We start from the raw sequence: 21,655 nt of genomic DNA on the forward strand, positions 1-21,655 counted from the left end.
GATCCCGGCCGGCTCCGGAGTCCGACCCTCCCGTCCCCTTCGCACGGCCCTCTCCCCAAGTCCTACCTGACACGCCGCTCTCGTCGTCGGGCTGGTTCCTCATGCCCTTTTCCACTCACACGACCTGACCGGGAGTACGCCTCCGTGGCCACATTCCTCTACAAGCTCGGACGGCTCGCCTTCCGGCGCCGCCGCTATGTCGCCCTGATCTGGGTGGCGCTGCTGGCACTCGCCGGATTCGGCGCGGCCTCCGCGTCCACCGCCACCTCCAGCTCCTTCTCGATCCCGGGTACGGAGTCGCAGAAGGCCTTCGACCTGCTGGAACAGCGCTTCCCCGACTCCAGCGCCGACGGCGCGACCGCACGTGTCGTCTTCAAGGCCCCGGACGGCCAGAAGATGACGGACCCGGCGAACAAGGCCGGGGTGAACAAGATCGCCGGCGAGCTGAAGTCCGGCTCGGACCAGATCGCCTCGGTCACCGACCCGTACACCGCGGGCGCCGTCAGCAAGGACGGCTCCACGGCGTATGTCTCCGTGTCCTACAAGGTCAACTCGATGGAGCTGACCGACGCGACCCGGGACGCCCTCCAGGACGCGGGCCACACGGCGCAGAAGAGCGGGATGACCGTGGAGATCGGCGGTGACGCGCTCCAGACGATGCCGGAGACCGGGGCCACCGAGATCATCGGTGTCGCGATCGCAGCGGTGGTGCTGGTCATCACCTTCGGCTCGCTGATCGCCGCCGGGCTGCCGCTGCTCACCGCCCTGATCGGGGTCGGCATCGGTGTCTCGACGATCACGGCACTGGCGAACGTACTCGACCTGGGCTCCACCACCTCCACCCTCGCGATGATGATCGGCCTCGCGGTCGGCATCGACTACGCGCTGTTCATCGTCTCCCGTTACCGCGCCGAGCTGGCCGATGGCCGGGAGCGTGAGGAAGCGGCCGGACGGGCCGTCGGCACGGCCGGTTCCGCGGTCGTCTTCGCCGGTCTCACTGTCGTCATCGCCCTGGTCGGCCTCGCCGTCGTCAACATCCCGATGCTGTCGAAGATGGGCTTCGCCGCAGCCGGCACGGTCGCGATCGCCGTCCTCATCGCGCTCACCCTGGTCCCGGCCATGATGGGCTTCGCGGGCAAGCGAATCATGGGACGCAAGGCGCGCAAGGCCGCCGAGGCCGAGAACCGGCCCGAGGCGAAGCCGAACATGGGCACCCGCTGGGCGCGGTTCGTACTGCGCAGGCCGGTGTGGGTGCTGCTGGTCGGAGTCCTCGGCCTCGGTGCGATCGCCGTGCCGGCCGCGTCCCTGGAGATGGGCCTGCCCGACGACGGCTCCCAGCCCACCAGCACCACCCAGCGGCGCGCCTACGACCTGCTCTCCGACGGCTTCGGTCCCGGCTTCAACGGGCCGCTGATGGTCGTCGTCGACACCGCGAACAGCTCCGACGGCAAGACCGCCGCCAAGCAGGTCTCCGACGAGATCTCCGGCATCCCGGGCGTCGTCGCCGTCACCCCGGCCCAGTTCAACAAGGCCGGCGACACCGCGGTGATCACCGTCGTCCCGAAGGACCGGCCGAGCTCCACCGAGACCGAGAACGTGGTCCACGCGATCCGTGACACGGGCAAGGACATCAGGTCCGGCACGGGCGCCGAGGTCCTGGTCACCGGCTCCACGGCGATGAACATCGACTTCTCGCAGAAGATGAACGACGCGCTGCTGCCGTACCTGGCGCTCGTCGTCGGCCTGGCCTTCCTGCTGCTGATGCTGGTCTTCCGCTCGGTGCTGGTGCCGCTGAAGGCGGCCCTCGGCTTCCTGCTCTCGGTCGTCGCGGCCCTGGGCGCGGTCGTCGCGGTCTTCCAGTGGGGCTGGCTCGGCTCGCTCTTCGGCGTGGAACAGACCGGCCCGATCATGTCCATGATGCCGATCTTCATGGTGGGTGTGGTCTTCGGCCTCGCCATGGACTACGAGGTCTTCCTCGTGACCCGGATGCGGGAGGCGTACGTCCACGGCGAGAAGCCCGGCCAGGCGATCGTCACCGGCTTCAAGCACGGTGCCCGGGTCGTCACGGCCGCGGCCGTGATCATGATGGCGGTCTTCGCCGGCTTCATCGGCTCCAGCGAGCAGATGATCAAGATGATCGGCTTCTCGCTCGCCATCGCCGTCTTCTTCGACGCGTTCGTCGTCCGGATGGCGATCGTGCCCGCGGTCCTCGCCCTGCTCGGCAAGCGCGCCTGGTGGCTGCCGCGCTGGCTGGACCGTCTCCTGCCGAACGTGGACGTGGAGGGCGAGGGGCTGCGCGAGCAGCTCGGCGAGAAGCCCGACGCCGAGGGCGAGCGTGAGCCGGCCCTCGTCTGAGAGCCTGTCGGGTGCCCTCCGACCGGGCGGCCACGCCCTGGCGCGCACGCTTCCCGCGTTGTCGTCAGTCACCAACTCCCCCATGGCTGAAGGCATGGGGGACCCCCTTCGCGTCGACTCCCTCCTCCGCCTTGGAATCGCACGCACCAGACCGCGTCCGCTATCCGATCGGAGGTCACCCGACAGGCTCTGAGCCGGGTCCGGCGTCCCGGACGTACGGTCCGGGACGCCGCGGTCGGACCGCGGAGTCTCCGGGGTCCGGGGCCGGTCCGTAGAGCCTCCGAGGTCCGCGTCCGAGCGGAGCGCGGCCCCGGACGCGCCGGTTACCTGTGGGGACGGGGGACCGGGGCAATGACGGAAGCCCCCGTGCGAGCGGCACGGGGGCTGCCATGCGTGTGCGTGAGTGTGTGAACGTCAGACGCGTGTTGCGGCTGCTCCGGGTCACGCGGGTGCGTGGGTGCCGACGCCCTCGTCGTCGACGTTCTCGTCGTGCGTACGGTGCAGGAACCGGATCAGCGGCGCGTTGTCGAACTGCACCACCTCCACGCCCTCCTTCGAGCGGATCTCCACGACCAGCTGGGTCCGTCCGCACGGCCACACCCGGATTCCGCCGCGTTCGGCGGGGGAGAGCAGGCCGCGCTCCAGCAGATCGCGGCTGAACGACCAGTCGATGCCGCCGGGGAAGGCGACATGGACGGTACGCGGATCCTTGTCGGCGTCGTACAGCAGATCGACCGGCACCGCTGGGAGGTCGGGGGTGTCATTGACGAGCCAGGCTTCGGCCTGCTCGTGGATCACGGGGGGCATGGGCCGACTCCTCCTTCTGTCCACCTTCGCCATCCAATGTCGCATATTTTCCGCAAACGGCGCGGCGAGGTCAGCTGTGACGTACCCGCTCTTGCGAAGCGTTTGCAACAAGGTCCTATCATTGAGCGGTTCACGACACCGCCCGCAGCAACGCGGCATCGCAGGAAGCGGAGCCCCTCCATGCATGTACCCGACGGATTCATCAACGCCCCCGTCTCCGCCGCCGCTGGAGTCGTCGCCGCGGGTGCCGTCGCCGTCAGCCTGCGGGGTGCCCGCCGTGAACTCGATGAACGCACCGCTCCGCTCGCCGGCCTGGTCGCCGCGTTCATCTTCGCCGTACAGATGCTGAACTTCCCGGTCGCGGCGGGCACCAGCGGGCACCTGCTGGGCGGTGCGCTCGCCGCGATCCTGGTCGGGCCCTGCACCGGGGTGCTCTGTATCTCCGTCGTACTGCTCATGCAGGGCATCCTCTTCGCCGACGGCGGCCTCACCGCGCTCGGCGTGAACGTGCTCGACATGGGCATCACGACCACCGTCGTCGCGTACGCCCTCTTCCGCGGGCTGGTCGGCGTGCTGCCGCGCACCCGTCGCTCCGTGACGGCCGCGTCCTTCGTCGCCGCCCTGGTCTCCGTACCGGCCGCGGCCTGCGTCTTCACGCTGATCTACTGGATCGGCGGCACCACCGACATACCGATCGGCAAGGTCTTCACCGCCATGGTCGGGGTCCACGTACTGATCGGTATCGGCGAAGCCGTGATCACCGCCCTGACCGTCGGCGCCGTCGTCGCCGTACGTCCCGATCTGGTCCACGGCGCCCGCGGACTCACCGCCCCGCTCAAGCTCCGGGTCGACGGCGAGCTCGTCGACGCCCCCGCCCGGCAGTCCGTCGCCCCCGTCGCCGCCCGCTCCACCCGGGGAATCCGGGCCATCGGCCTGGTCACCGCCCTCGTCCTGGCGGGCTTCGTCTCCTTCTACGCCTCCGCCAGCCCCGACGGCCTGGAGAAGGTCGCCGCCGACCAGGGCATCGACAAGAAGACCGAGGAGCACGCCGCCAAGGACTCCCCGCTCGCCGACTACGGCGTCAAGGACGTCTCCGACGCCCGGATCTCGGGCGGCCTCGCCGGAGTGATCGGTGTCGGCGCCACGATCGTGGTCGGCAGCGGAGTCTTCTACGTGGTCCGCCGCCGTCGCACGCCGGACGCGCCCGCCGGCGCCTCGCGCACCGAGGAGACCGTCTGACATGGGCGCCGGACATGCGCACAGGCTCTATCGGCACGGGCACTCGCCCGTCCACGACCTGCCGCCGCACTGCAAGCTCGCCGCCGCCTTCTGCTTCGTCGTGGTCGTCGTCTCGACGCCGCGCGAGGCAATGTGGGCGTTCGCGCTGTACGCGGCACTGATCGGCGCCGTCACCGCACTGGCCCGCATCCCCGCGGGCTTCCTGCTGAGGCGGTTGCTCATCGAGGTGCCGTTCGTCGCGTTCGCGCTGCTCATGCCGTTCGTGGTGCCCGGCGAGCAGACCCACGTCCTCGGCCTATCCGTGAGTGTCCCCGGCCTCTGGGGCGCCTGGAACGTCCTCGCCAAGGGCACCCTCGGCGTCGCCGCGTCCGTGCTCCTCGCCTCCACCACCGAACTGCGCTCGCTGCTGCTCGGCCTCCAGCGACTCAAGCTGCCGCCGCTGCTCGTCCAGATCGCCTCCTTCATGATCCGGTACGGCGATGTGATCACCGACGAGATGCGCCGGATGTCGATCGCCCGCCGCTCCCGCGGTTTCGAGGCGCGCGGAATACGGCAGTGGGGCGTCCTGGCCAAATCGGCGGGCGCGCTCTTCATCAGGTCCTACGAGCGAGGCGAACGCGTCCACCTCGCGATGGTCAGCCGCGGCTACGCCGGTTCCATGCCGGTCATCGACGAGGTGACAGCCTCCAGGACGCAGTGGGCGCACGCCTCGGCACTCCCCGTACTCGCCCTCATAATCTGTCTGCTGGGATGGACCGTATGAGCATGCCCACCGCCCCCGCGCCGTCCCTGGAGGTCAGCGGCCTCGCCTACGCCTACCCCGACGGCCACCAGGCGCTCTTCGGGGTGAACCTGACGGTCGCCCGAGGCGAACGCGTCGCCCTGCTCGGCCCGAACGGAGCCGGCAAGACCACCCTCGTCCTCCACCTCAACGGCATCCTCGACGCCGGTGCGGGCACCGTCCGGGTCGCCGGTCTCCCGGTCGAGAAGCGCAACCTCGCCGAGATCCGCCGCCGCGTCGGCATCGTCTTCCAGGACCCCGACGACCAGCTCTTCATGCCCACCGTCCGCGAGGACGTCGCCTTCGGTCCCGCCGCCTCCGGGCTGCGCGGCGCCGAACTGGAGGAACGCGTCACCGAAGCCCTGCGGCAGGTCGGCATGGAGGAGTATGCGAACCGGCCGCCGCACCACCTTTCCTTCGGCCAGCGCCGCCGCGTCGCCGTCGCCACCGTCCTCGCCATGCGGCCGGAGATCCTGGTGCTGGACGAGCCGTCCTCCAACCTGGACCCGGCCTCGCGGCGCGAGCTCGCCGACATCCTGCGGTCCCTGGACGTCACGGTGCTCATGGTCACGCACGACCTGCCGTACGCCCTGGAGCTCTGCCCGCGCGCGGTCGTCCTGAGCGAGGGCGTCATCGCCGCCGACGACCGTACCCAGGATCTGCTCTGCGACGAGGAACTGATGCGCACTCACCGTCTGGAGCTGCCCTTCGGCTTCGACCCGCGTTCCGTGACTGTGAACATGGGGTGACCCGCCCCGCATCCGGCCTGCGGCGGGATGCACCATGGGGGGATGAGCGGGAGCGCAGGAGCAGGCGTGGACGTACGAGGCACGGTGGCGGCCGGATTCGAACCGGTCCGGGATGCTTTCATCCGTAACTTCGAGGAGCGCGGCGAACGCGGTGCGGCCGTCGCGGTCTATCGGGACGGGCGCAAGGTCGTCGATCTGTGGGCCGGTACGAGAGACGTCGACGGCGTCGAACCGTGGGCCGTCGACACCGTGCAGATCGTCCGCTCGGCGGGCAAGGGCATCGCAGCCGCCGTACCGCTGATGCTGCACCAGCGCGGCCAGGTCGACCTCGACGCCCCGGTCGGCACGTACTGGCCGGAGTTCAAGGCGGCCGGCAAGGAACGTGTGCTTGTCCGCCACCTCCTCGCCCACCGGGCAGGCATCCCCGCCCTCGACTGCCCGCTTACCCCCTCCGAGGCGGCCGACGGGATCTCCGGGCCACAGGCCGTCGCGGCCCAGCGCCCTCAGTGGGAACCCGGCACCGACCACGGCTACCACGCCCAGACCTACAGCTGGCTCATAGGCGAACTGGTGCGCCGGGTCACCGGCCGCACCGTCGGCCGCTGGGTCGCCGAGGAGATCGCCCGCCCGCTCGGCCTGGACTTCTGGTTCGGCCTCCCGGCGGAAGAGGCGCACCGGGTGGGCCGGATCGGGCCCGTCGAACCCCCGGCCGACGCGGGCAACGGCGGCGCCCTGAGGGTGCGCCCCAAGCGGTCCGTCGTCGAGGCCTACCGCGACCCGGAGTCCCTCACCCGCCGCGCCTTCGGGGCCATCGACCCGCTCCCCGACGAGAACGACCCCGCCTACCGGGTGGCCGAACTCCCCGCCTCCAACGGCATCGCCACCGCCCGCGCGCTGGCCCGCTGCTACGCCGCGATGATCGGCCCGGTCGACGACCACCGACTGTTCGCCCCGGCCACGCTCACCCTCGCCCGCACCGAGGAGTCGGCGGGCCCGGACCGGGTCCTGGTCGTCAGCACCCGCTTCGGCCTCGGCTACATGCTGCACGGCCCGGCGGCCCCGCTGCTGGCCCCCGGCTCGTTCGGCCACCCCGGCCGGGGTGGCTCGCTCGGCTTCGCCGACCCCGAATCCGGCATCGCGCTGGGCTATGTGACGAACGGTCTGCAGAAGGGAGTCACCGCCGATCCCCGTGCCCAGGCCCTGGTCAGGGCAGTACGGTCGGCGCTATGACTCCTCCTCACTCTGCCGGTTCACGGTTCGACGGTCACGGCGTACTCATCACCGGAGCGGGCCAGGGCATCGGTGCGGCCACGGCCCGCCGGCTGGCCTCGGAAGGCGCGCGCGTCCTGGTCACCGACCTGGACGGCGACCGCGCCGCACGCACTGCCGCGGAGATATGCGAGACGGGCGCGACGGCCGAGTCGCTGCCCTGCGACGTGGGCGACCGGGCCGCGGTCGAGGCCGCGGTGGCCCACGCCGTCGCCGCCTTCGGCTCCCTCGATGTGCTGGTGAACAACGCGTACTCCTGTGCCCCCGACGCCCCGTTCTTCGAGGACGAGCCCGACGAGGTCTGGCAGCGCGACCTGGACATCACACTCACCGGACCGTACCGCTGTGCCCGCGCCGCCCTCCCGCACCTGGTGGCCTCCGGCCGGGGCGCGATCGTCAACATCGGCTCGGTCAACGGCGAACAGGACTTCGGCAATCACGCCTACAGCGCGGCCAAGGCGGGCCTGGGCAGCCTGACCCGTACCCTGGCGGGCCATGCGGGTCCGCGCGGCGTACGCGTCAACCTGGTCGCACCCGGCACGATCCGCACCGACGCCTGGACGGGCCGCGACGCGGAACTGTCCCGGGTGAGCGGCCTCTACCCGCTCGGCCGGGTCGGCGAGCCCGACGACATCGCGTCCGCCGTCGCCTTTCTCGCCTCGCGCGACGCGGCCTGGATCACGGGGACGACGCTGCGCGTGGACGGCGGGCTGACCGCGGTGAACTCGGGCTTCCGGCAGGCGGCTTCGGGGGCCTGACCGATGCGGGCCGGGTCCGCCCCGCGCCCGGGTCAGGCGAGCGCGGGGTGGATGAGCCGCCCGTTGAGGATGAGGGAGGCGGCCTGCTTGAGGCGGCGCACGCGCACACTGATCTCGTAGCCCCTGATGCCCTCGGTACGGGCGAAGCGGCCGCTGAGGTAGCGGTAGAAGTCCGGGGTGTCCTTGCAGATGACCACGGCCATGATGTTGTGCTTGCCGCTGATGGCGGCGGCGAAGGCGCACTCGTCGTGCCCGCTGAGCTCCTCGCCGATCTCCTGGAGCCGAGGCAGGTCGACCTGGAGCCAGAGGGTGGCGTTGAGCTCGTAGCCGAGGCGTTCGGGCACGGTGTCGATGTCGTAGACCAGCGAGCCGGTCGCTTCGAGGGCCTCCAGCCGACGGGCCACGCGCGGCTTGGACCAGCCGGTGGCCTCCGCGAGCCGGGTGTGGGAGGCGCGGCCGTCCTCCGCCAGCGCTTCGAGGAGCGGGCGGTCCTCCTCGGTCGGGGTGAGCGGGGGCCCGGCGGGGATGGGGCGCTCCGCGGTCAGCAGCCGCACCTGCTCCTCGGTGAGCGAGCCCTCCCGCCCGGTCCAGCCGGCCGTGTCCGGGGAACCGAAGGCGTGGACGAGGAGATCGACGTTCAGGTCGAGGACCGAGGCCGCCCGGGGAAGCTGCCGCAGCAGCACGTCGTCGCCGACGGTCCCGGCGGGCGAACGGATGATGCAGATGATCTCCGAACCGCCCGACGCGATGCTCGTGTACGCGACCTCCGGCCTGCGGGCCAGGGAATCCGCGAGCGGCCCCACGGCGTCCGGGCGGCAGCGCAGCCGCGCGATCCACTCGGACCGGCCGTGGGCGGCGGGGCTGCTCAGCCCGACGACGCGGACGACGCCACCACGGCGCAGGGCGCTGTAGCGGCGTGCCACGGTCTGTTCGGACACCCCGACGACCTCGCTGAGGCGGCGGAAGGAGACCCGCGGCGAGCAGTTCAGTCCATGGATGATTTTGCGGTCCAGAGCGTCAGGCATGGATGAATGGTCACATGGGCGGCGCTCCATCCGGAGGTTCCATGACGTTCGCCGGGATCGCTTGGGGATTCATCGACGGTCGGGGCGAAGCTGGTCGGCGGCTTTGCGGGTGATCCGGCGGACCGCGCGGAATGCGGTGGTACGCCGGATCACCCGGGAGCGGGCGCACGCCGGACGGCGGTGCTCACATCGCAGCCGGTGCCCGCGCGGCACCCACCCCCGCAGCAGAAGGAACCTCTTCGTGAACTCCGCAACGACACAGGACAGATCAGGGCGGGGCGTCACGCTCGTCATGGCCTGCCTGGGCGTCTTCGTCGCCTACCTCCCCGTGACCACCGTGTCGGTGAGCCTGCCGGCCGTCCAGCGGGCCCTGGGCGCCTCCACGTCCCAGCTGGCCTGGGTCTCGGACGCCTTCGTGCTGCCGATGGCCGCGCTGATCCTGACCACCGGGGTGTGGGGCGACGTCCACGGCCGCAAGCGGGTCTTCCAGGCGGGCATGGCCTTCTGCGCGCTGGGCGCGGCGATCTCACTGTCCTCGGACTCGGTGCAGGCCCTGTGGGCCGGGCAGGCCGTCTCCGGGCTGGGGGCGGCGGCGCTGCTGCCCACGACGCTGGCCCTGATCAGCCACGCGGTCCCCGACCACCGGGAACGGGGCAGGTTCATCGGCCTGTGGGCCATGTCCCTGATGGCCTCGCTCGCCGTGGGCCCGCTGATCGCGGGTGGGCTGCTGGAGCACGTCGCGTGGCGCTGGATCTTCCTCCTGCCCATACCGGTCTCCCTGATCGTGCTGGTCGTCGCCGCGTTCCTGCTGCCCGACTCGCGCGCCCCGCACGGCCGTCGGCTCGACTGGCCCGGACAGATCAGTGCGGCCGTCGCGGTCACCGCGGTCGTCTACGGCGTCATCGAGGGCGGCGCGGACGGCTTCGGCGAGCCCGCCGTGGTGACGGCCCTGGTGCTCGGCGCGGTATCCGCCGCCGTGTTCGTCGCCGTGGAGCGACGCAGCGCGAGCCCGATGCTCGACCTGGCGCTGTTCCGCAGCCCCGCCTTCACCGCCACCGCTCTGGTCGCCATGATCAGCTTCCTCGGGCTGATCGGCTTCTTCTTCGTGCTGAGTCTCTACTTCGGCATGGTCCAGCACCTGACCACGATCGAGGCGGCGCTGCGGATGGTGACGGTGTCCGGAGTGGCCCTCGTCGTCGGCGCGCCCGTGGGACGCCTGATGCACCGGGTCTCCGCCCGGGTCCTGATCACCACGGGCCTGGTCGTCGCGGCGGGCGCGATGCTCTCGCTGACCGGCGTCGACGCCCACACCTCCTACGGCTCGATCGTCTGGCGGCTGGCTCTGCTGGGCCTCGGCATGGGCGCCGTGCTCACCCCGATGACCGCCTCCGCGGTGTCCTCCGTCCCGTACCACCTGGCCGGGATGGCCGCCGCCGGGAACAACGCCTTCCGCCAGGTCGGTGGCGCCCTCGGCCCGGCCGTGCTCGGCGCCCTGCTGACCACCCGGGCCCTCGACGCGCTGCCCGGCCGCCTCGCCGACGCGGGGGTGCCCGCCGAGGCGAGTGCCCGCGCCCTCGACACCGCCCGCGAGCAGGGACTCGGCGCCGTGGCCGGGCTCGACCTGGACGCCGCCACCGGACCGGCCCTGACCGCCCTGGGCGACTCCTTCCTCGACGGCATGCGGCTGTGCCTGACCGTCTCGGCCTCGCTCGCCCTGCTGGCCGCCCTCGCCTGCGCCGTGCTCCTGCGCCCGGCCGCCAGGCCGGCGGCCCCGGCGGTCCCGGCCACCGAGGAACCGCCGGCCCGCCTGGCGGCGGTCCCGGCGAGCTGAGCGCGGCGAGACCCGGAGCATCGGTTTCTGCCGCGTCGGGCCGCGAGCTGCCCGCCGCCGACTCCCGCCCTGCGTTGGCGAACTCCAGCAGGTCGGCCGGCGCGGCGGTCGGACGCCCGACCGCCCCGCCGTGCGTGGCACGGCGGGGCGGTGTGGGGTCGGTCCAGGTCAGACGGCGCCGAACTCCCCGGCCTTGACGCCCGCCACGAAGGCGGCGAAGGAGGCGGGGGAGGCGTGCAGCACGGGGCCGCCCGGGTTCTTGGAGTCGCGGACGGGGACGATGCCGTGCGGGGCGGTGAGGTCGGCGGCAACCTCCACGCAGTCGCCACCGTTGGAGCGGGAGGCGGAGCCCGAGTGGGTCCGGGCGCTGACTCCGGCCGAGCGGCTGAGCGTGGAGAACGCGCTGCGGAATCTGCGGAGCAGCCGGGGTGGGCTGTGAACGGGGCGGCGGTGCCGGGGGGTTACCGGTGCGAGGCGCTGGCCATGGAGTTCTTCGGGGGCACGGGGAAGATGGAAAGGCACGTGCTGGGCACGTTCCGGACCATCTCACCGGTGCTGGCGCTGCGGTGGCTGGGCGGTCAGGCGTTGTGGATCGCGGACCGGATCGACGCCGATCCAGACGCCGATCCCGACGCCGATCCGGACTCCGACTCCGGCTTCGGCCCGCGATCGGACCTGGAGCGTTCGGCGTGGGTGCAGCCCTTGAAACGGCTGCCGGTCGGCTCCACGCCCGACCGCCCCGCCGAACTCCGTGCCTGGTACGAGGACCGGCAAGGCCAGCGCGCGGCCCAGGCACACATCAAGGGCGGCAACCCGTTCCTCGTCGTCGTCCCCGACACCGACTTCACGTACACCCTCTCCGTGCACCCCGATTGAACAAGGGGCGGAGCCGCAGGGTCGTCGTGCTCAACTCGTGTGCAGCATCAGCCCGATGCCGACCACCATCAGCCCCGCCGCCGCGATCCGTGGTGCGCCGAACCGCTCCTTGAAGAACAGCGTCCCGATGGCCGCTCCGACGATGATCGACGACTCCCGCAGGGCCGCGATCGGGGCCAGTGCCGCCCGGGTCTGGGCCCACAGGACGAGGCCGTACGCCGTCACCGACAGGGCCGCGCCCAGCAGCCCGCGTACGGCGAACGGGCGGAGGGCGGCCAGGAGTTCGGCGCGGCGGCGGTACAGCGCGTAGGCCGGGATGGCCAGCCCCTCCAGGATCATCAGCCAGGCGATGTAACCGAGCGAGGTACCCGAGGCCCGCACCCCGACCCCGTCCACCGTCGTGTACCCGGCAATGGCCAGACCGGTCGCGAGGGCGGCCAGCAGGGCCGGCCAGTCCGGGCGCCTGCCGGAGCCCCGGATGCCCCAGAGGGCCAGCCCGACCAGCCCTGCCGAGGCCACCGCGACCCCGGCGGTGGCCCAGCCGTCCGGGCGCTCGCCGACGAAGACCGCGGCGAGGACCGTCACTACCAGCGGCGCCGTACCCCGGGCGATCGGGTACATCTGCCCGAAGTCGCCCAGGGTGAACGAACGCATAAGCAGCAGCATGTACGCCACATGGAGCGCGGCCGAGACCAGCAGGTACGGCCAGGCCGCGGCCGCCGGGAACGGCACGAGGAGGGCGCCCGCCGCGCCGATCAGCAGCCCGCCGCCGGAGATCAGGGTGAAGGAGAGGAGCTGGTCCTTGATCGCGTGCGCGATCGCGTTCCAACTGGCATGCGTGACCGCCGCGACCAGGACCGCGAAGGCGACCAGCGGTGTCACTCCGACTGCTCGCGCACGTCCACCACGGTTCCGCCGGCGTGCCCGATCAGCGTCTTGGGGTCGAGGGGGAAGACGGTGTGCGGGGTGCCCGCCGCCGCCCACACCACGTCGTGGTCCAGCAGACCGCGGTCGGCCAGCACCCGGGTCTTCGTACGGTGCCCGAAGGGCGGCACGCCACCGATCGCGTACCCGGTCGTCTCCCGGACCAGATCGGCCCCGGCCCGCTTGACCTTCCCGGCGCCAAGCTCCGCGCGTACCCGCTCCACATCGACGCGAGAGGAGCCGTCCATCAGGACCAGCACGGGGACCCCGTCGGCCTCGAAGATCAGCGACTTGACGATCTCGCTGAGCTCGCAGCCGATCGCGGCAGCGGCCTCGGCGGCGGTGCGGGTGGCCTCAGGAAACCGACGGACCTCGACGTCGAGGCCCAGTTCCCGCAGGGCCTCGGCGAATCGGGGGTGGGCTTCTGCGGCAGCGGTGGCATCGGAAGTGCTCATGCCCCGCACGCTAGCGAACACCGCGCGGGGCACGCGACGGGGTTCCGTACGCGGGCCGCGTCACGACCCCGCGCGCAGTACCGCCGCCACCACCGGGCCCGCCGCGTCGCCGCCGTGGCCGCCGGACTGGACGACCGCCGCGGCGGCGAGGTCGTTGCTGAAGCCGGTGAACCAGCTGTTGGACGTGGCCTGGCCGTCGACCTCCGCCGAGCCCGTCTTGGCGCCCTTGTCGCCGCCGACCGAGGCCATTGCGGCCTTTCCGGTGCCCCAACTTGCGGTCTGGCGCATCATGTTGGTGACCTGGTGGGAGGCGGACGGGGAGAGCGACCGGGAGGCGGTGGCGATCGGCCGGCCGTCGAGGTCCCGGTCGACGAGGATCGGTTGGCGGAAGGTGCCGTTCTTTACGGTGGCGGTGATGGACGCCATGTTGAGGGCGTTCATCTGGACGGTGCCCTGGCCGATGTACTGGGCGGCCGCCTCGCCACCGGCGGCCTCGGGCACGCTGCCGTCCCAGGACAGGATGCCGGTCTTCCAGTCCAGGCCGATACCGAAGACGTCACGGGCCTCCTTGGCGAGCGCCGCGTCGTCCTTCGTGTCGTCGATCAGCTTGATGAAGGCCGTGTTGCAGGAACGGGCGAAGCTGGTCGTCAGGGTGCCGTCGGGGATCGAGAAGTCGTCCAGGTTCTTGAAGGTACGGCCCATGTACATCGCGGTGGGCGGGCACTCGATCTTCTGGTTCGCCGAGGCGAGGCCCTTCTCGATCAGCATCGCCGCCGTCACGATCTTCATCGTCGATCCGGGTGCCTGCTTGCCCTGCATCGCCGTGTTGAAGCCGGTGGCCGGATTGTTGGCGACCGCGCGGATCGCGCCCGTGGACGGCCGGACCGCGACCACCGACGCCTGGCTGAACTTCTTCACTGCCGTCTCGGCCGCCGCCTGGGCGTTCGCGTCCAGGGTGGTCTGCAGCTTGCCCGGTCTGCCCTTGGTGAGGGTCAGCAGGGTCTTCTCCGGCCCGTCCGCGTTCTCGCTCTCGATCCAGGTCTCGATGCCGGCCGTGCCCCCGGCCTTCTCCCCGTACTTGTCGCGCAGTGCGTCCAGGATCGGGCCCAGGGAGGGGTACTTCTCCTTGGTGAGCGCCCTGCCGTTGTGGTCGACGGCCTCGATCGACGGCGTCGACGCCTCACCCGTCTTGAGTGACGCACCGGCCGTGAGATCCGGGTGGATCACGGTGGGGGCCCAGTCGACCAGCGGCCTGCCGGTGGTCAGGCCGCGCACCACCGTCAGTGCGGAGGAGTAGGACCAGGGCTTGGACTTCCCCTCGAACGACACGGTCGCCTTCACCGTGTACGGCACCTTCGTGCCGACCGCCGGGCCCGGAGTGACCACCGCCTTGGTGACACGGGCGCTCTCGCGGTAGCCGGTCAGGGCCTGTTCGGCCTCGGCCGGGTTGTTGGTGAGCTGGGACGCGGTGGCCGCGTCACCGCTCGCCCAGGCCTCGAGGAACTTCTTCGACGCGTCGTCGATCTCCGCCTTGGTGACCGGCCCCGTCTTCACCTCGGCGGAGGTGGACCTGCTGTCCGTGCCGTCGCCGCCACCGCCGTTCAGGTCGTCCAGGACGTTGTACGCCCCGTAGCCCACCCCGCCGACCACGACCGCGAACACTCCGCCGACTATCGCAACCTTCGCTCCACTGCGCATCCCTGCAGTCCCCTCCCCAGGAGTTCCCCTTGAACATGTTCAAGGGAATGCTGCCGGGCACACTACGGGACGGCGGCGACAGTCGAGATGGTTGTTATAGGAACGCGATACATGCGGCATGAATATGACCGTCAAATCAAAGTGTGCCGGTCAAATCCAGGTATCCAGCCACATTCGGTCCCGCCAGGACCCGTCGGGAATGGGCGTCCCCGTATAAATGGGCCAGAAATAAATGAAGCCTCGCGCATGGCGGCGCAGACGGCCCCGACCAGCGGTTTCCCTGCCGGACGGGGCCGTTCAACGCCTACTGGGCCGTGATCACGGTCCCGAGGGGTGCTGTATGGGGCTTCCACGGCCTTTCGGGTGCGTCCCTCGCTGCTCGGCATCAGGTGGGTGTACGTGCGCAACGTGAAGCCGGGATCCGCGTGACCGAGGTGGGAACGTCGCGAACCTTGCCGCCCTTCGGGAGCGCGAAGACGAACTTCCCGCGGATGCGCTTGAGCTGATGCCCGACAGCGAGCCAGCCGCCTTCGTAGTCCAGCCCGTCTTCGGAGAGCCCGAACACCTCGCCCTGTCGGAGACCACACCCGCTCGCCACGTCCACGGTCGTCCGCAGATGCCTGGGCAGTGCGCCGCGCACACCGAAGACCTGGTGTGCTGGCCATGGAATGACGCGGGTGCGGCTTGGATCTTGCTGGACGCGCGACGCCGGGTATCCCTCCCCTAACCCCTAGGGGGCGGGGGATCCGCGCGCTGATCCGACAAGCCCGGAAGACAGGGAGGCCGCGCCGAGTGGGCCGACGCGCCGGCCTGGCCCGCCACCGCCGCTCCCGGAGCTCGCCGCCGACAAGAACTTGGCCACCGGTCGGGCGCTCGACCCGCGCCGCTCCACCCGTACCACCGCCCGCGACACGGCCGAACTACTGCATGGGCCGATCACACCGGGCCCCTGCTGTCTGCGTGTGGGTGCGGACGATGGCGGGGCGTCAACTGATTGACGCCGCTGTGTCGTTGGCTTCCGTCCGCCGGTGTGGGCGGTCGCGAAGAGCGGCAGCCCGGCCGGCGTGGTGTGCAACAAGGTCGGCGTCGTCACCCACCCCGGCGGATGCCGGAACGCGGCAACCGTGTTCACCCGCTCTTGCCCGGGCGCCGACGACACAGCGATCGGCCGCGCCGTCGGCGCTGCGGCCGCCTGTGCCATCGCCGCGCTGCGGGCCGGGGCGTCCACGGCGTGACGGCCGGCAGGTTGCCGATCGGCCGCCCACCCGGACCGATGAACGACAAGGAGCAGGACTCCAGCAGGACGTCGGTGCGTCGTCGTACGCCACAGGTTGGATCACGAGCCCATCCCCGCGCCGTACGAGGTACGAGTGGGGCGGAACAGAGACTGGAGGCGATCCGAGACACTGATTCTGTACAGAGGACTGGCATGGCTCTACGAGGCGCCCGAACGATTTCCGTGCTGACGGTCGGCGCGGTGACGACCGTGATGGCGGCGCTCACCCCCGTGACGGCGTTCGCCGCGGGGGATCCGCTCCAGCAGTACGCGCAGCAGAAACTCCGTTGGGAACGCTGCGACACGGGCCAGCCGGCGGCCCTGGAGTGCGCGAAGGTCAAGGTGCCGCTGGACTACCGCGCCCCCGGGGGCCGGAAGATCGACCTCGCGATATCGCGGATCAAGGCGGGCAGCACGAAGGAGCGGCGCGGCGTGCTGCTGATGAATCCCGGGGGACCGGGCGTTCAGGGGCTGACCATGCCCGCGGAGATGGAGCCGCTGCTGTCTGCGGAGGTACGGGAGCGGTTCGACCTGATCGGCTTCGACCCGCGCGGGGTCGGGCAGAGTGCGCCGATCGGCTGCGGCCTGACGGACGAGGAACAGGCCTTCCAGCACCCCTACACCGCAGGGACGTTCGCGAAGGACGTGGCCCGGGCCCGGACGGTGGCCGACAAGTGCTGGGCCAAGGCGGGTGACGTGCTGCCGCACATCACCACCCGCAACACGGCACGGGACATGGATGTCGTCCGGGCGGCGCTGGGAGAGAAGAAGATCTCCTACTTCGGGTACTCGTACGGCACCTACCTGGGGTCCGTCTACACGCAGATGTTCCCCCAGCGCTCGGACCGGTTCGTGCTCGACAGCGCGCTCGATCCGACGCTCGCGTGGCGAGGGATGTTCCGGGGATGGTCGGCGGGGGCCGAACTCGCCTTCACCCGGTGGACCGAGTGGGCCGCCGCGCGCAACGCCACGTACGGGCTGGGCTCGACTCCGGCGGAGGTCCGGAAGACGTACTGGGAGCTCATCGCCCGTGCCGACCGCACGCCCGTCCCGACGGAGGGCGGGGCGCTCAGCGGCGGCGCCATCCGTTCCGCGTACAACGCGTTCGTCCACGTCGAGGCCGTCACCCCGTGGATCGTCGGGTTGAAGGCCGCGGCCGAGGGCGGATCGCCCGCGCCGGCCACGCTGACCGCGTCGGCGGTGTCGGCCGGATCGGCCGGAACGACGGCCCCCGCCTCCGCCCCGGTCCGGTCCGCTGATGCGGGGGCCTTCACTGCGGACGTTCCGGCGGATAACCAGTCCGCCGCCGTGTGGGCAGTCTTCTGCGACGACACCCGCAGCTGGCCGCGCAACCCCGAGCAGTACCGCCGGGACGTGATCCGGGACCGAGCCACGTACCCGCTGGCCGGCGACCTGGGGGCCAACATTCAGCCGTGCGCGTTCTGGAAGTCGGCGGCAAGGGAGCCGGCCACCGTGGTGAACAACGACGTCGACGCGCTGATCGTGCAGAACCAGTGGGACCCGCAGGCGACGCTGGCCATGGCGCAGGGCATGCGCCGGGCGCTGCACGGCGCGCGGATGATCACAGTGGCCGGCGGTGAGGGCCACGGCGTGGTGGTGGCCGGCCCGTCCTGTGCGGACGCCGACGTCACGCGGTACCTGACCACGGGCCGGCTGCCCGCGAAGGACCTGACCTGCGGCGGCTAGTGCCGTGACCGCATTGGTTCGCCGGGTCGGTCCTAAGAGGGCGTCCGCCCCAGCGGATGCCCGTCGAACGCTCCAAGCGGCGCGGCAAGCTGCGAGTCGTGCGGCTACTTCTTCTCGGTGCCTTCCGTGCCGTGTTCCAGGAGCTGTTCCACGAGCTGCATAGCGAGAGCCCGCTGTAGCCACGGAGTCTCGTCCACAAGGCGCGTCATCAGCTCGCGCGCCTGCTGTTGGGAGAGTGTGCCAGCCGCAACCGACGTGTCGTCACCGAACTTCGAGCCGCTGTTGCAATCCAGCAAGAATTCGACGCGTCCACGTCCGACTTTCCTGATGTCAATGGTTGCTGCGCCAGTAGCGAACGTTCCCACTCGCAGGGTCAAGGCGGTCTCCCTGTTGGGTGTAGACGAGAGGCCTCGTCTCTGTGCCCTGGGCCTGCTGGAACAAGATGTTGGGGCAGTGGAGGGCTGGTTGGGCAGCGGTTGTGCCATGCCGCTGGCAGGGCCGTCTGCGGGCCGTCCGAGGGTGGCCGATGGGCACCGATGATGACCGACAATCACCAAGAGGCCGCAGTCGATGACTGCGGCCTCTTGGCGCTCCTGCCCAGCTAGATCCAGGTGTCCAGCCACATCCGGTCGCGCCAGGAACCGTCGGGAATCGGAGTCCCCGTGTAGATCGGCCAGAAATAAATGAAATTCCAGATGATCAGCAACACCAGCACGCCCGCCGCGACCGCCCCCAGCGTCCGCCGCCGTTCCCCCGCCGGATCGCCGGTCACCAGGCCGAGTTCCCGTTCGGCCCCGGTCCCCGCCGCCGGACCCAGCATCGCGCCGATCATCATCGTGACCGCCAGGCACAGGAACGGCACGAACACGACCGCGTAGAAGAGGAAGATCGTCCGCTCCTGGTAGAAGAACCAGGGCAGCCAGCCCGCCGCCACACCGCAGGCGATCGCCCCCGCCCGCCAGTCGCGCCGGAAGAACCAGCGCCACAGCACGTACACCAGGGCGAAGCACGCCGCCCACCACAGCAGCGGCGTCCCGATGGCCAGCACCTCGCGGGAGCACTTGCCGGTCGCCGACGCCGCGCAGCCCGGCTGCTCCTCCCAGAAGTACGAGACGGGCCGGCCGAGCACGATCCAGCTCCACGGATTGGACTGGTAGGTGTGGCCGGACGTCAGATTCACATGGAATTCGTAGACCTGGTACTCGTAGTGCCACAGGCTGCGCAGCCAGTCCGGCAACCACGTCCAGTTGCCGCCCCTGCCGTCGGTCTGAGCCCAGTTCCGGTAGTAGCCCTTGTCGGTGACGATCCAGCCGGTCCAGGAGACGAGGTACGTGAGGATCGCGACCGGGACCGTCGAGACGAACGCCGGCAGCAGATCCCGCTTCAGCACCGCCGTGTACGGGCGAACCGCACCCGCGGTCCGGCGCGCGCCCACATCCCACAGCACCGTCATCAGACCGAAGCCGGCCAGGATGTACAGGCCGTTCCACTTGGTGGCGAAGGCCAGCCCCAGCATCAGACCGGCGGTGAGCCGCCACGGGCGCAGGCCGAGGCGCAGATTCTCCGCGACCCCGGCATCGGGGCGCAGCACACCCTCCTCGTCGACCGGCAGCGCGGCGGCGAGGCGGCGCCGCGCCCAGTCGCGGTCGATCAGCAGGGCGCCGAACGCCGCCAGCACGAAGAACATCAGCACCAGGTCGAGCAGCGCGGTGCGGCTCATCACGAAATGCAGACCGTCGACGGCGAGCAGCGTGCCGGCCAGGCACCCCAGGAACGTCGAGCGGAACATCCGCCGCCCGATCCGGCACAGCATCAGCACCGACAGTGTGCCGAGCACCGCCACCATGAACCGCCAGCCGAACGGCGTGAAGCCGAAGATCTGCTCACCGATCCCGATGATCCACTTGCCGACCGGTGGGTGCACCACATAGCCCGGATCCACCGGGATGTGCACCTTCGACGGATCGTCGAGGATCAGCTTGTCGATGTCCTTGGGCCAGTTCCCCTCGTACCCCTGGTTGATCAGTGCCCAGGAATCCTTGGCGTAGTACGTCTCGTCGAATATCAGCGCGTGCGGGCTGCCCAGGTTCCAGAACCGCAGCACCCCGGCGACCAGTGCCACCAGCAGCGGGCCGCCCCAGGCGGACCACCGCACCAGGCGCTCGGCCATGGGCAAAGAGATCCCGAGCACCGCCCACAACTGGGTGCCGGGGCGGGTGTACGGCGGGATCAGCCGTTCACGCAGCCCGATTCCGGGCCGGGGTGAATGGCCGAAGCGGCGCAGCCGCTGCTGCCAGGAGGCCGGTTCTTCGCCGTGCGGTTCCCCGGCGTCTTGGCCCTGTCGGGCTTCGGGCGCAGTACTCGTCACCGCGCCATCGTAGGGAACGCATCTGTGCGAGCGCTGTCGCCCGTGCTGGGAGGATGACTGATGTGACTGGAACGACTGGAACGCTGGTACTCGCAGGAACCCCCATCGGCGATGTGGCGGACGCCCCGCCACGCCTCGCCGCCGAACTGGAGACGGCCGATGTGGTCGCCGCCGAGGACACCCGACGGCTGCGCCGCCTCACGCAGGCGCTCGGCATCCACACCACGGGGCGCGTCGTCTCCTACTTCGAGGGCAATGAGTCGGCCCGTACGCCCGAACTCGTCGAGGCACTGACCGGCGGCGCCCGCGTCCTGCTGGTCACGGACGCGGGGATGCCGTCCGTCTCCGATCCCGGCTACCGGCTCGTGGCCGCAGCCGTGGAGAAGGACATCAAGGTCACCGCGGTCCCCGGCCCGTCCGCGGTGCTCACGGCTCTCGCCCTGTCCGCGCTGCCCGTCGACCGTTTCTGCTTCGAGGGCTTCCTTCCGCGAAAGGCGGGCGAACGGCTCGGCAGACTGCGCGAGGTCGCCGACGAGCGCCGCACCATGGTCTTCTTCGAGGCCCCGCACCGGCTCGACGACACCCTCGCGGCGATGGCCGAGGTCTTCGGCGCCGACCGCCGGGCGGCCGTGTGCCGGGAGCTGACCAAGACGTACGAGGAAGTGAAGCGCGGCCCGCTGGGCGAGCTGGCGGTCTGGGCGGCCGAAGGGGTACGCGGCGAGATCACGGTCGTCGTCGAGGGCGCGGCCGACTCCGGACCCGAAGAGCTGGACGCGGCGGAGCTGGTACGCAGGGTGCAGGTGCGCGAGGAGGCGGGGGAGCGGCGCAAGGAGGCCATTGCCGCTGTTGCCGCAGATGCGGGGCTGCCCAAGCGCGAAGTCTTCGATGCGGTCGTTGCAGCAAAGAATGCGGCGCGAACCGGCCCAGCTGAGGGCAAAGGAGTAGCGTAATTGGCAAAGCTCGAGCCGCGCACCAGGTCTTTCTGCCACGAGAAGGCCAAATCCGCTCCAACACTCGACAGGGCCTGATGCGTTCTTGCCGGTAGCGGCGTCCACTGGACCAGGGACGCATTCTCCGGAGTGCTTGTCCGACGGACGAAGGAGCGAGCATGAGCGAGAGCGCAGCAACCACAGTGCACGAGGCGTATGCATTCGCCTGCATGAGGTGCGGATACGGCTGGGAGCAGGCCTACGAGATAGAGCACCACGTCGACGGTGCCAACAACGATTTCGTCATATACAAGGCGGACGGCGAAAGGGTGCCCTCACCCCTTTCCTGGCCGACCTGCACGAACTGTGGCGGACACGTGGTCCGGATCATGCGGGCCGGCCGGGTCTCGGCCGTCCAGCGGCTGCTCGACAACCCCCAGCCGACGCGGTCGGCGATCGGGGACAGCGGCGCCAGGGAGGACGAGGCCGTGGCCGCCGCCGTCGCACCCGCGGGGGCGGGGCATCACTGGCACCTGTCCGACCTGCTGCACCCCTTCCACCGCAAGTAGGACCGACCGGCACATGGGGGGCGGCGTCGCGGGGCTGGG

At 70.8% G+C, this 21,655-nt stretch carries 20 protein-coding genes and 1 pseudogene; 12 read left to right on the forward strand and 9 right to left on the reverse strand.

What is annotated here, in order from left to right; translation table 11 throughout:
- The first annotated feature begins 144 nt into the window (after positions 1 to 144).
- Positions 145 to 2,355, forward strand: a complete 2,211-nt coding sequence (locus tag ACIPEK_RS25930) for an MMPL family transporter (protein ID WP_402000420.1) — start codon at positions 145 to 147, stop codon at positions 2,353 to 2,355.
- Positions 2,356 to 2,796: 441 nt separating this feature from the next.
- Here ACIPEK_RS25930 and ACIPEK_RS25935 read toward each other — a convergent pair whose 3' ends face one another.
- Positions 2,797 to 3,162 carry an SsgA family sporulation/cell division regulator gene (locus ACIPEK_RS25935; protein ID WP_351084704.1) on the reverse strand — a complete coding sequence of 122 codons (366 nt, stop codon included), beginning with the start codon at positions 3,160 to 3,162 and terminating at the stop codon, positions 2,797 to 2,799.
- 180 nt (positions 3,163 to 3,342) lie between these two features.
- Here ACIPEK_RS25935 and ACIPEK_RS25940 point away from each other — a divergent pair, with 180 nt between their 5' ends.
- The 5 genes from ACIPEK_RS25940 to ACIPEK_RS25960 all read left to right on the forward strand — a co-directional run bounded on the left by ACIPEK_RS25940 (position 3,343) and on the right by ACIPEK_RS25960 (position 7,958).
- Positions 3,343 to 4,401 (forward strand): energy-coupling factor ABC transporter permease, encoded by a 1,059-nt coding sequence (locus tag ACIPEK_RS25940; protein ID WP_402000423.1) that lies wholly within the window; start codon positions 3,343 to 3,345, stop codon positions 4,399 to 4,401.
- A 1-nt stretch (position 4,402) separates the two neighbouring features.
- On the forward strand, positions 4,403 to 5,164 hold the full coding sequence (gene cbiQ, locus ACIPEK_RS25945) for a cobalt ECF transporter T component CbiQ (protein WP_402000426.1): 762 nt from the start codon (positions 4,403 to 4,405) through the stop codon (positions 5,162 to 5,164).
- Entirely contained in the window at positions 5,161 to 5,931 is a 771-nt protein-coding gene (locus ACIPEK_RS25950) for an energy-coupling factor ABC transporter ATP-binding protein (RefSeq protein ID WP_114244991.1), read from the forward strand. The genes cbiQ and ACIPEK_RS25950 overlap by 4 nt, the downstream gene beginning before the upstream one ends.
- 66 nt (positions 5,932 to 5,997) lie before the next feature.
- Positions 5,998 to 7,161, forward strand: coding sequence for a serine hydrolase domain-containing protein (locus tag ACIPEK_RS25955; RefSeq protein ID WP_402000710.1), 1,164 nt, complete (start codon positions 5,998 to 6,000; stop codon positions 7,159 to 7,161).
- Entirely contained in the window at positions 7,158 to 7,958 is an 801-nt protein-coding gene (locus tag ACIPEK_RS25960; RefSeq protein WP_402000429.1) for an SDR family NAD(P)-dependent oxidoreductase, read from the forward strand. The genes ACIPEK_RS25955 and ACIPEK_RS25960 overlap by 4 nt, the downstream gene beginning before the upstream one ends.
- Positions 7,959 to 7,990: 32 nt before the next feature.
- Here the strand turns inward: ACIPEK_RS25960 and ACIPEK_RS25965 are convergent, their stop codons facing one another.
- Entirely contained in the window at positions 7,991 to 8,983 is a 993-nt protein-coding gene (locus tag ACIPEK_RS25965) for an Lrp/AsnC family transcriptional regulator (protein WP_402000432.1), read from the reverse strand.
- A 292-nt stretch (positions 8,984 to 9,275) separates the two neighbouring features.
- On the opposite strand from ACIPEK_RS25965, the gene ACIPEK_RS25970 reads away from it, so the two are divergent.
- Positions 9,276 to 10,814: an MFS transporter gene (locus ACIPEK_RS25970; protein ID WP_402000713.1), complete on the forward strand. Its 1,539-nt coding sequence runs from the start codon at positions 9,276 to 9,278 to the stop codon at positions 10,812 to 10,814.
- 168 nt (positions 10,815 to 10,982) lie between these two features.
- Here the strand turns inward: ACIPEK_RS25970 and ACIPEK_RS25975 are convergent.
- A pseudogene (locus tag ACIPEK_RS25975) lies at positions 10,983 to 11,162 on the reverse strand (DUF397 domain-containing protein); the annotation flags it as partial.
- A 174-nt stretch (positions 11,163 to 11,336) separates the two neighbouring features.
- Between ACIPEK_RS25975 and ACIPEK_RS25980 the strand changes: the two are divergent.
- Positions 11,337 to 11,690, forward strand: a complete 354-nt coding sequence (locus ACIPEK_RS25980; RefSeq protein ID WP_402000435.1) for a hypothetical protein — start codon at positions 11,337 to 11,339, stop codon at positions 11,688 to 11,690.
- Between the two features lie 30 nt (positions 11,691 to 11,720).
- On the opposite strand, the gene ACIPEK_RS25985 is transcribed toward ACIPEK_RS25980, so the two are convergent.
- The 4 genes from ACIPEK_RS25985 to ACIPEK_RS26000 form a co-directional block, all read right to left on the reverse strand.
- Positions 11,721 to 12,572, reverse strand: coding sequence for an EamA family transporter (locus ACIPEK_RS25985; protein ID WP_402000438.1), 852 nt, complete (start codon positions 12,570 to 12,572; stop codon positions 11,721 to 11,723).
- Positions 12,569 to 13,069, reverse strand: a complete 501-nt coding sequence (locus ACIPEK_RS25990) for a YbaK/EbsC family protein (RefSeq protein ID WP_383055574.1) — start codon at positions 13,067 to 13,069, stop codon at positions 12,569 to 12,571. The genes ACIPEK_RS25985 and ACIPEK_RS25990 overlap by 4 nt, the downstream gene beginning before the upstream one ends.
- A 60-nt stretch (positions 13,070 to 13,129) precedes the next feature.
- Positions 13,130 to 14,767 (reverse strand): penicillin-binding transpeptidase domain-containing protein, encoded by a 1,638-nt coding sequence (locus ACIPEK_RS25995; protein WP_402000441.1) that lies wholly within the window; start codon positions 14,765 to 14,767, stop codon positions 13,130 to 13,132.
- Between the two features lie 385 nt (positions 14,768 to 15,152).
- Positions 15,153 to 15,407 (reverse strand): hypothetical protein, encoded by a 255-nt coding sequence (locus tag ACIPEK_RS26000; protein WP_402000444.1) that lies wholly within the window; start codon positions 15,405 to 15,407, stop codon positions 15,153 to 15,155.
- Positions 15,408 to 15,795: 388 nt separating this feature from the next.
- Between ACIPEK_RS26000 and ACIPEK_RS26005 the strand changes: the two genes are divergently transcribed.
- Both ACIPEK_RS26005 and ACIPEK_RS26010 read left to right on the forward strand, forming a co-directional pair.
- Positions 15,796 to 16,002: a hypothetical protein gene (locus ACIPEK_RS26005; RefSeq protein ID WP_402000447.1), complete on the forward strand. Its 207-nt coding sequence runs from the start codon at positions 15,796 to 15,798 to the stop codon at positions 16,000 to 16,002.
- A 194-nt stretch (positions 16,003 to 16,196) separates the two neighbouring features.
- Positions 16,197 to 17,750 carry an alpha/beta hydrolase gene (locus ACIPEK_RS26010; protein ID WP_402000449.1) on the forward strand — a complete coding sequence of 518 codons (1,554 nt, stop codon included), beginning with the start codon at positions 16,197 to 16,199 and terminating at the stop codon, positions 17,748 to 17,750.
- A gap of 104 nt (positions 17,751 to 17,854) precedes the next feature.
- Here ACIPEK_RS26010 and ACIPEK_RS26015 read toward each other — a convergent pair whose 3' ends face one another.
- On the reverse strand, positions 17,855 to 18,127 hold the full coding sequence (locus tag ACIPEK_RS26015; protein WP_402000452.1) for a hypothetical protein: 273 nt from the start codon (positions 18,125 to 18,127) through the stop codon (positions 17,855 to 17,857).
- 224 nt (positions 18,128 to 18,351) lie between these two features.
- Positions 18,352 to 20,118, reverse strand: coding sequence for a dolichyl-phosphate-mannose--protein mannosyltransferase (locus tag ACIPEK_RS26020; RefSeq protein ID WP_402000455.1), 1,767 nt, complete (start codon positions 20,116 to 20,118; stop codon positions 18,352 to 18,354).
- 53 nt (positions 20,119 to 20,171) lie between these two features.
- Between ACIPEK_RS26020 and rsmI the strand changes: the two genes are divergently transcribed.
- Entirely contained in the window at positions 20,172 to 21,068 is an 897-nt protein-coding gene (gene rsmI / locus ACIPEK_RS26025; protein WP_402000458.1) for a 16S rRNA (cytidine(1402)-2'-O)-methyltransferase, read from the forward strand.
- A 158-nt stretch (positions 21,069 to 21,226) separates the two neighbouring features.
- A complete protein-coding gene (locus tag ACIPEK_RS26030) occupies positions 21,227 to 21,616 on the forward strand; it encodes a hypothetical protein (RefSeq protein ID WP_402000461.1) in 390 nt (129 codons plus the stop codon).
- Positions 21,617 to 21,655 lie beyond the last annotated feature (39 nt).

The organism is Streptomyces sp. NPDC088246, assembly GCF_044741025.1.
In the GTDB taxonomy this organism is placed as follows: Bacteria; Actinomycetota; Actinomycetes; order Streptomycetales; family Streptomycetaceae; genus Streptomyces.

Excerpts from the sequence above, each read along its gene's own strand:
- ACIPEK_RS25960 (WP_402000429.1), top strand. The coding sequence starts at position 7,158 with ATGACTCCTCCTCACTCTGCCGGTTCACGGTTCGACGGTCACGGCGTA.
- ACIPEK_RS26010 (WP_402000449.1), top strand. The coding sequence starts at position 16,197 with ATGGCTCTACGAGGCGCCCGAACGATTTCCGTGCTGACGGTCGGCGCG.
- ACIPEK_RS25995 (WP_402000441.1), bottom strand. The coding sequence starts at position 14,767 with ATGCGCAGTGGAGCGAAGGTTGCGATAGTCGGCGGAGTGTTCGCGGTC.
- ACIPEK_RS25990 (WP_383055574.1), bottom strand. The coding sequence starts at position 13,069 with ATGAGCACTTCCGATGCCACCGCTGCCGCAGAAGCCCACCCCCGATTC.
- ACIPEK_RS26030 (WP_402000461.1), top strand. The coding sequence starts at position 21,227 with ATGAGCGAGAGCGCAGCAACCACAGTGCACGAGGCGTATGCATTCGCC.
- ACIPEK_RS25940 (WP_402000423.1), top strand. The coding sequence starts at position 3,343 with ATGCATGTACCCGACGGATTCATCAACGCCCCCGTCTCCGCCGCCGCT.
- rsmI (WP_402000458.1), top strand. The coding sequence starts at position 20,172 with ATGACTGATGTGACTGGAACGACTGGAACGCTGGTACTCGCAGGAACC.
- ACIPEK_RS25965 (WP_402000432.1), bottom strand. The coding sequence starts at position 8,983 with ATGCCTGACGCTCTGGACCGCAAAATCATCCATGGACTGAACTGCTCG.
- ACIPEK_RS25935 (WP_351084704.1), bottom strand. The coding sequence starts at position 3,162 with ATGCCCCCCGTGATCCACGAGCAGGCCGAAGCCTGGCTCGTCAATGAC.
- ACIPEK_RS25970 (WP_402000713.1), top strand. The coding sequence starts at position 9,276 with ATGGCCTGCCTGGGCGTCTTCGTCGCCTACCTCCCCGTGACCACCGTG.
- cbiQ (WP_402000426.1), top strand. The coding sequence starts at position 4,403 with ATGGGCGCCGGACATGCGCACAGGCTCTATCGGCACGGGCACTCGCCC.
- ACIPEK_RS25950 (WP_114244991.1), top strand. The coding sequence starts at position 5,161 with ATGAGCATGCCCACCGCCCCCGCGCCGTCCCTGGAGGTCAGCGGCCTC.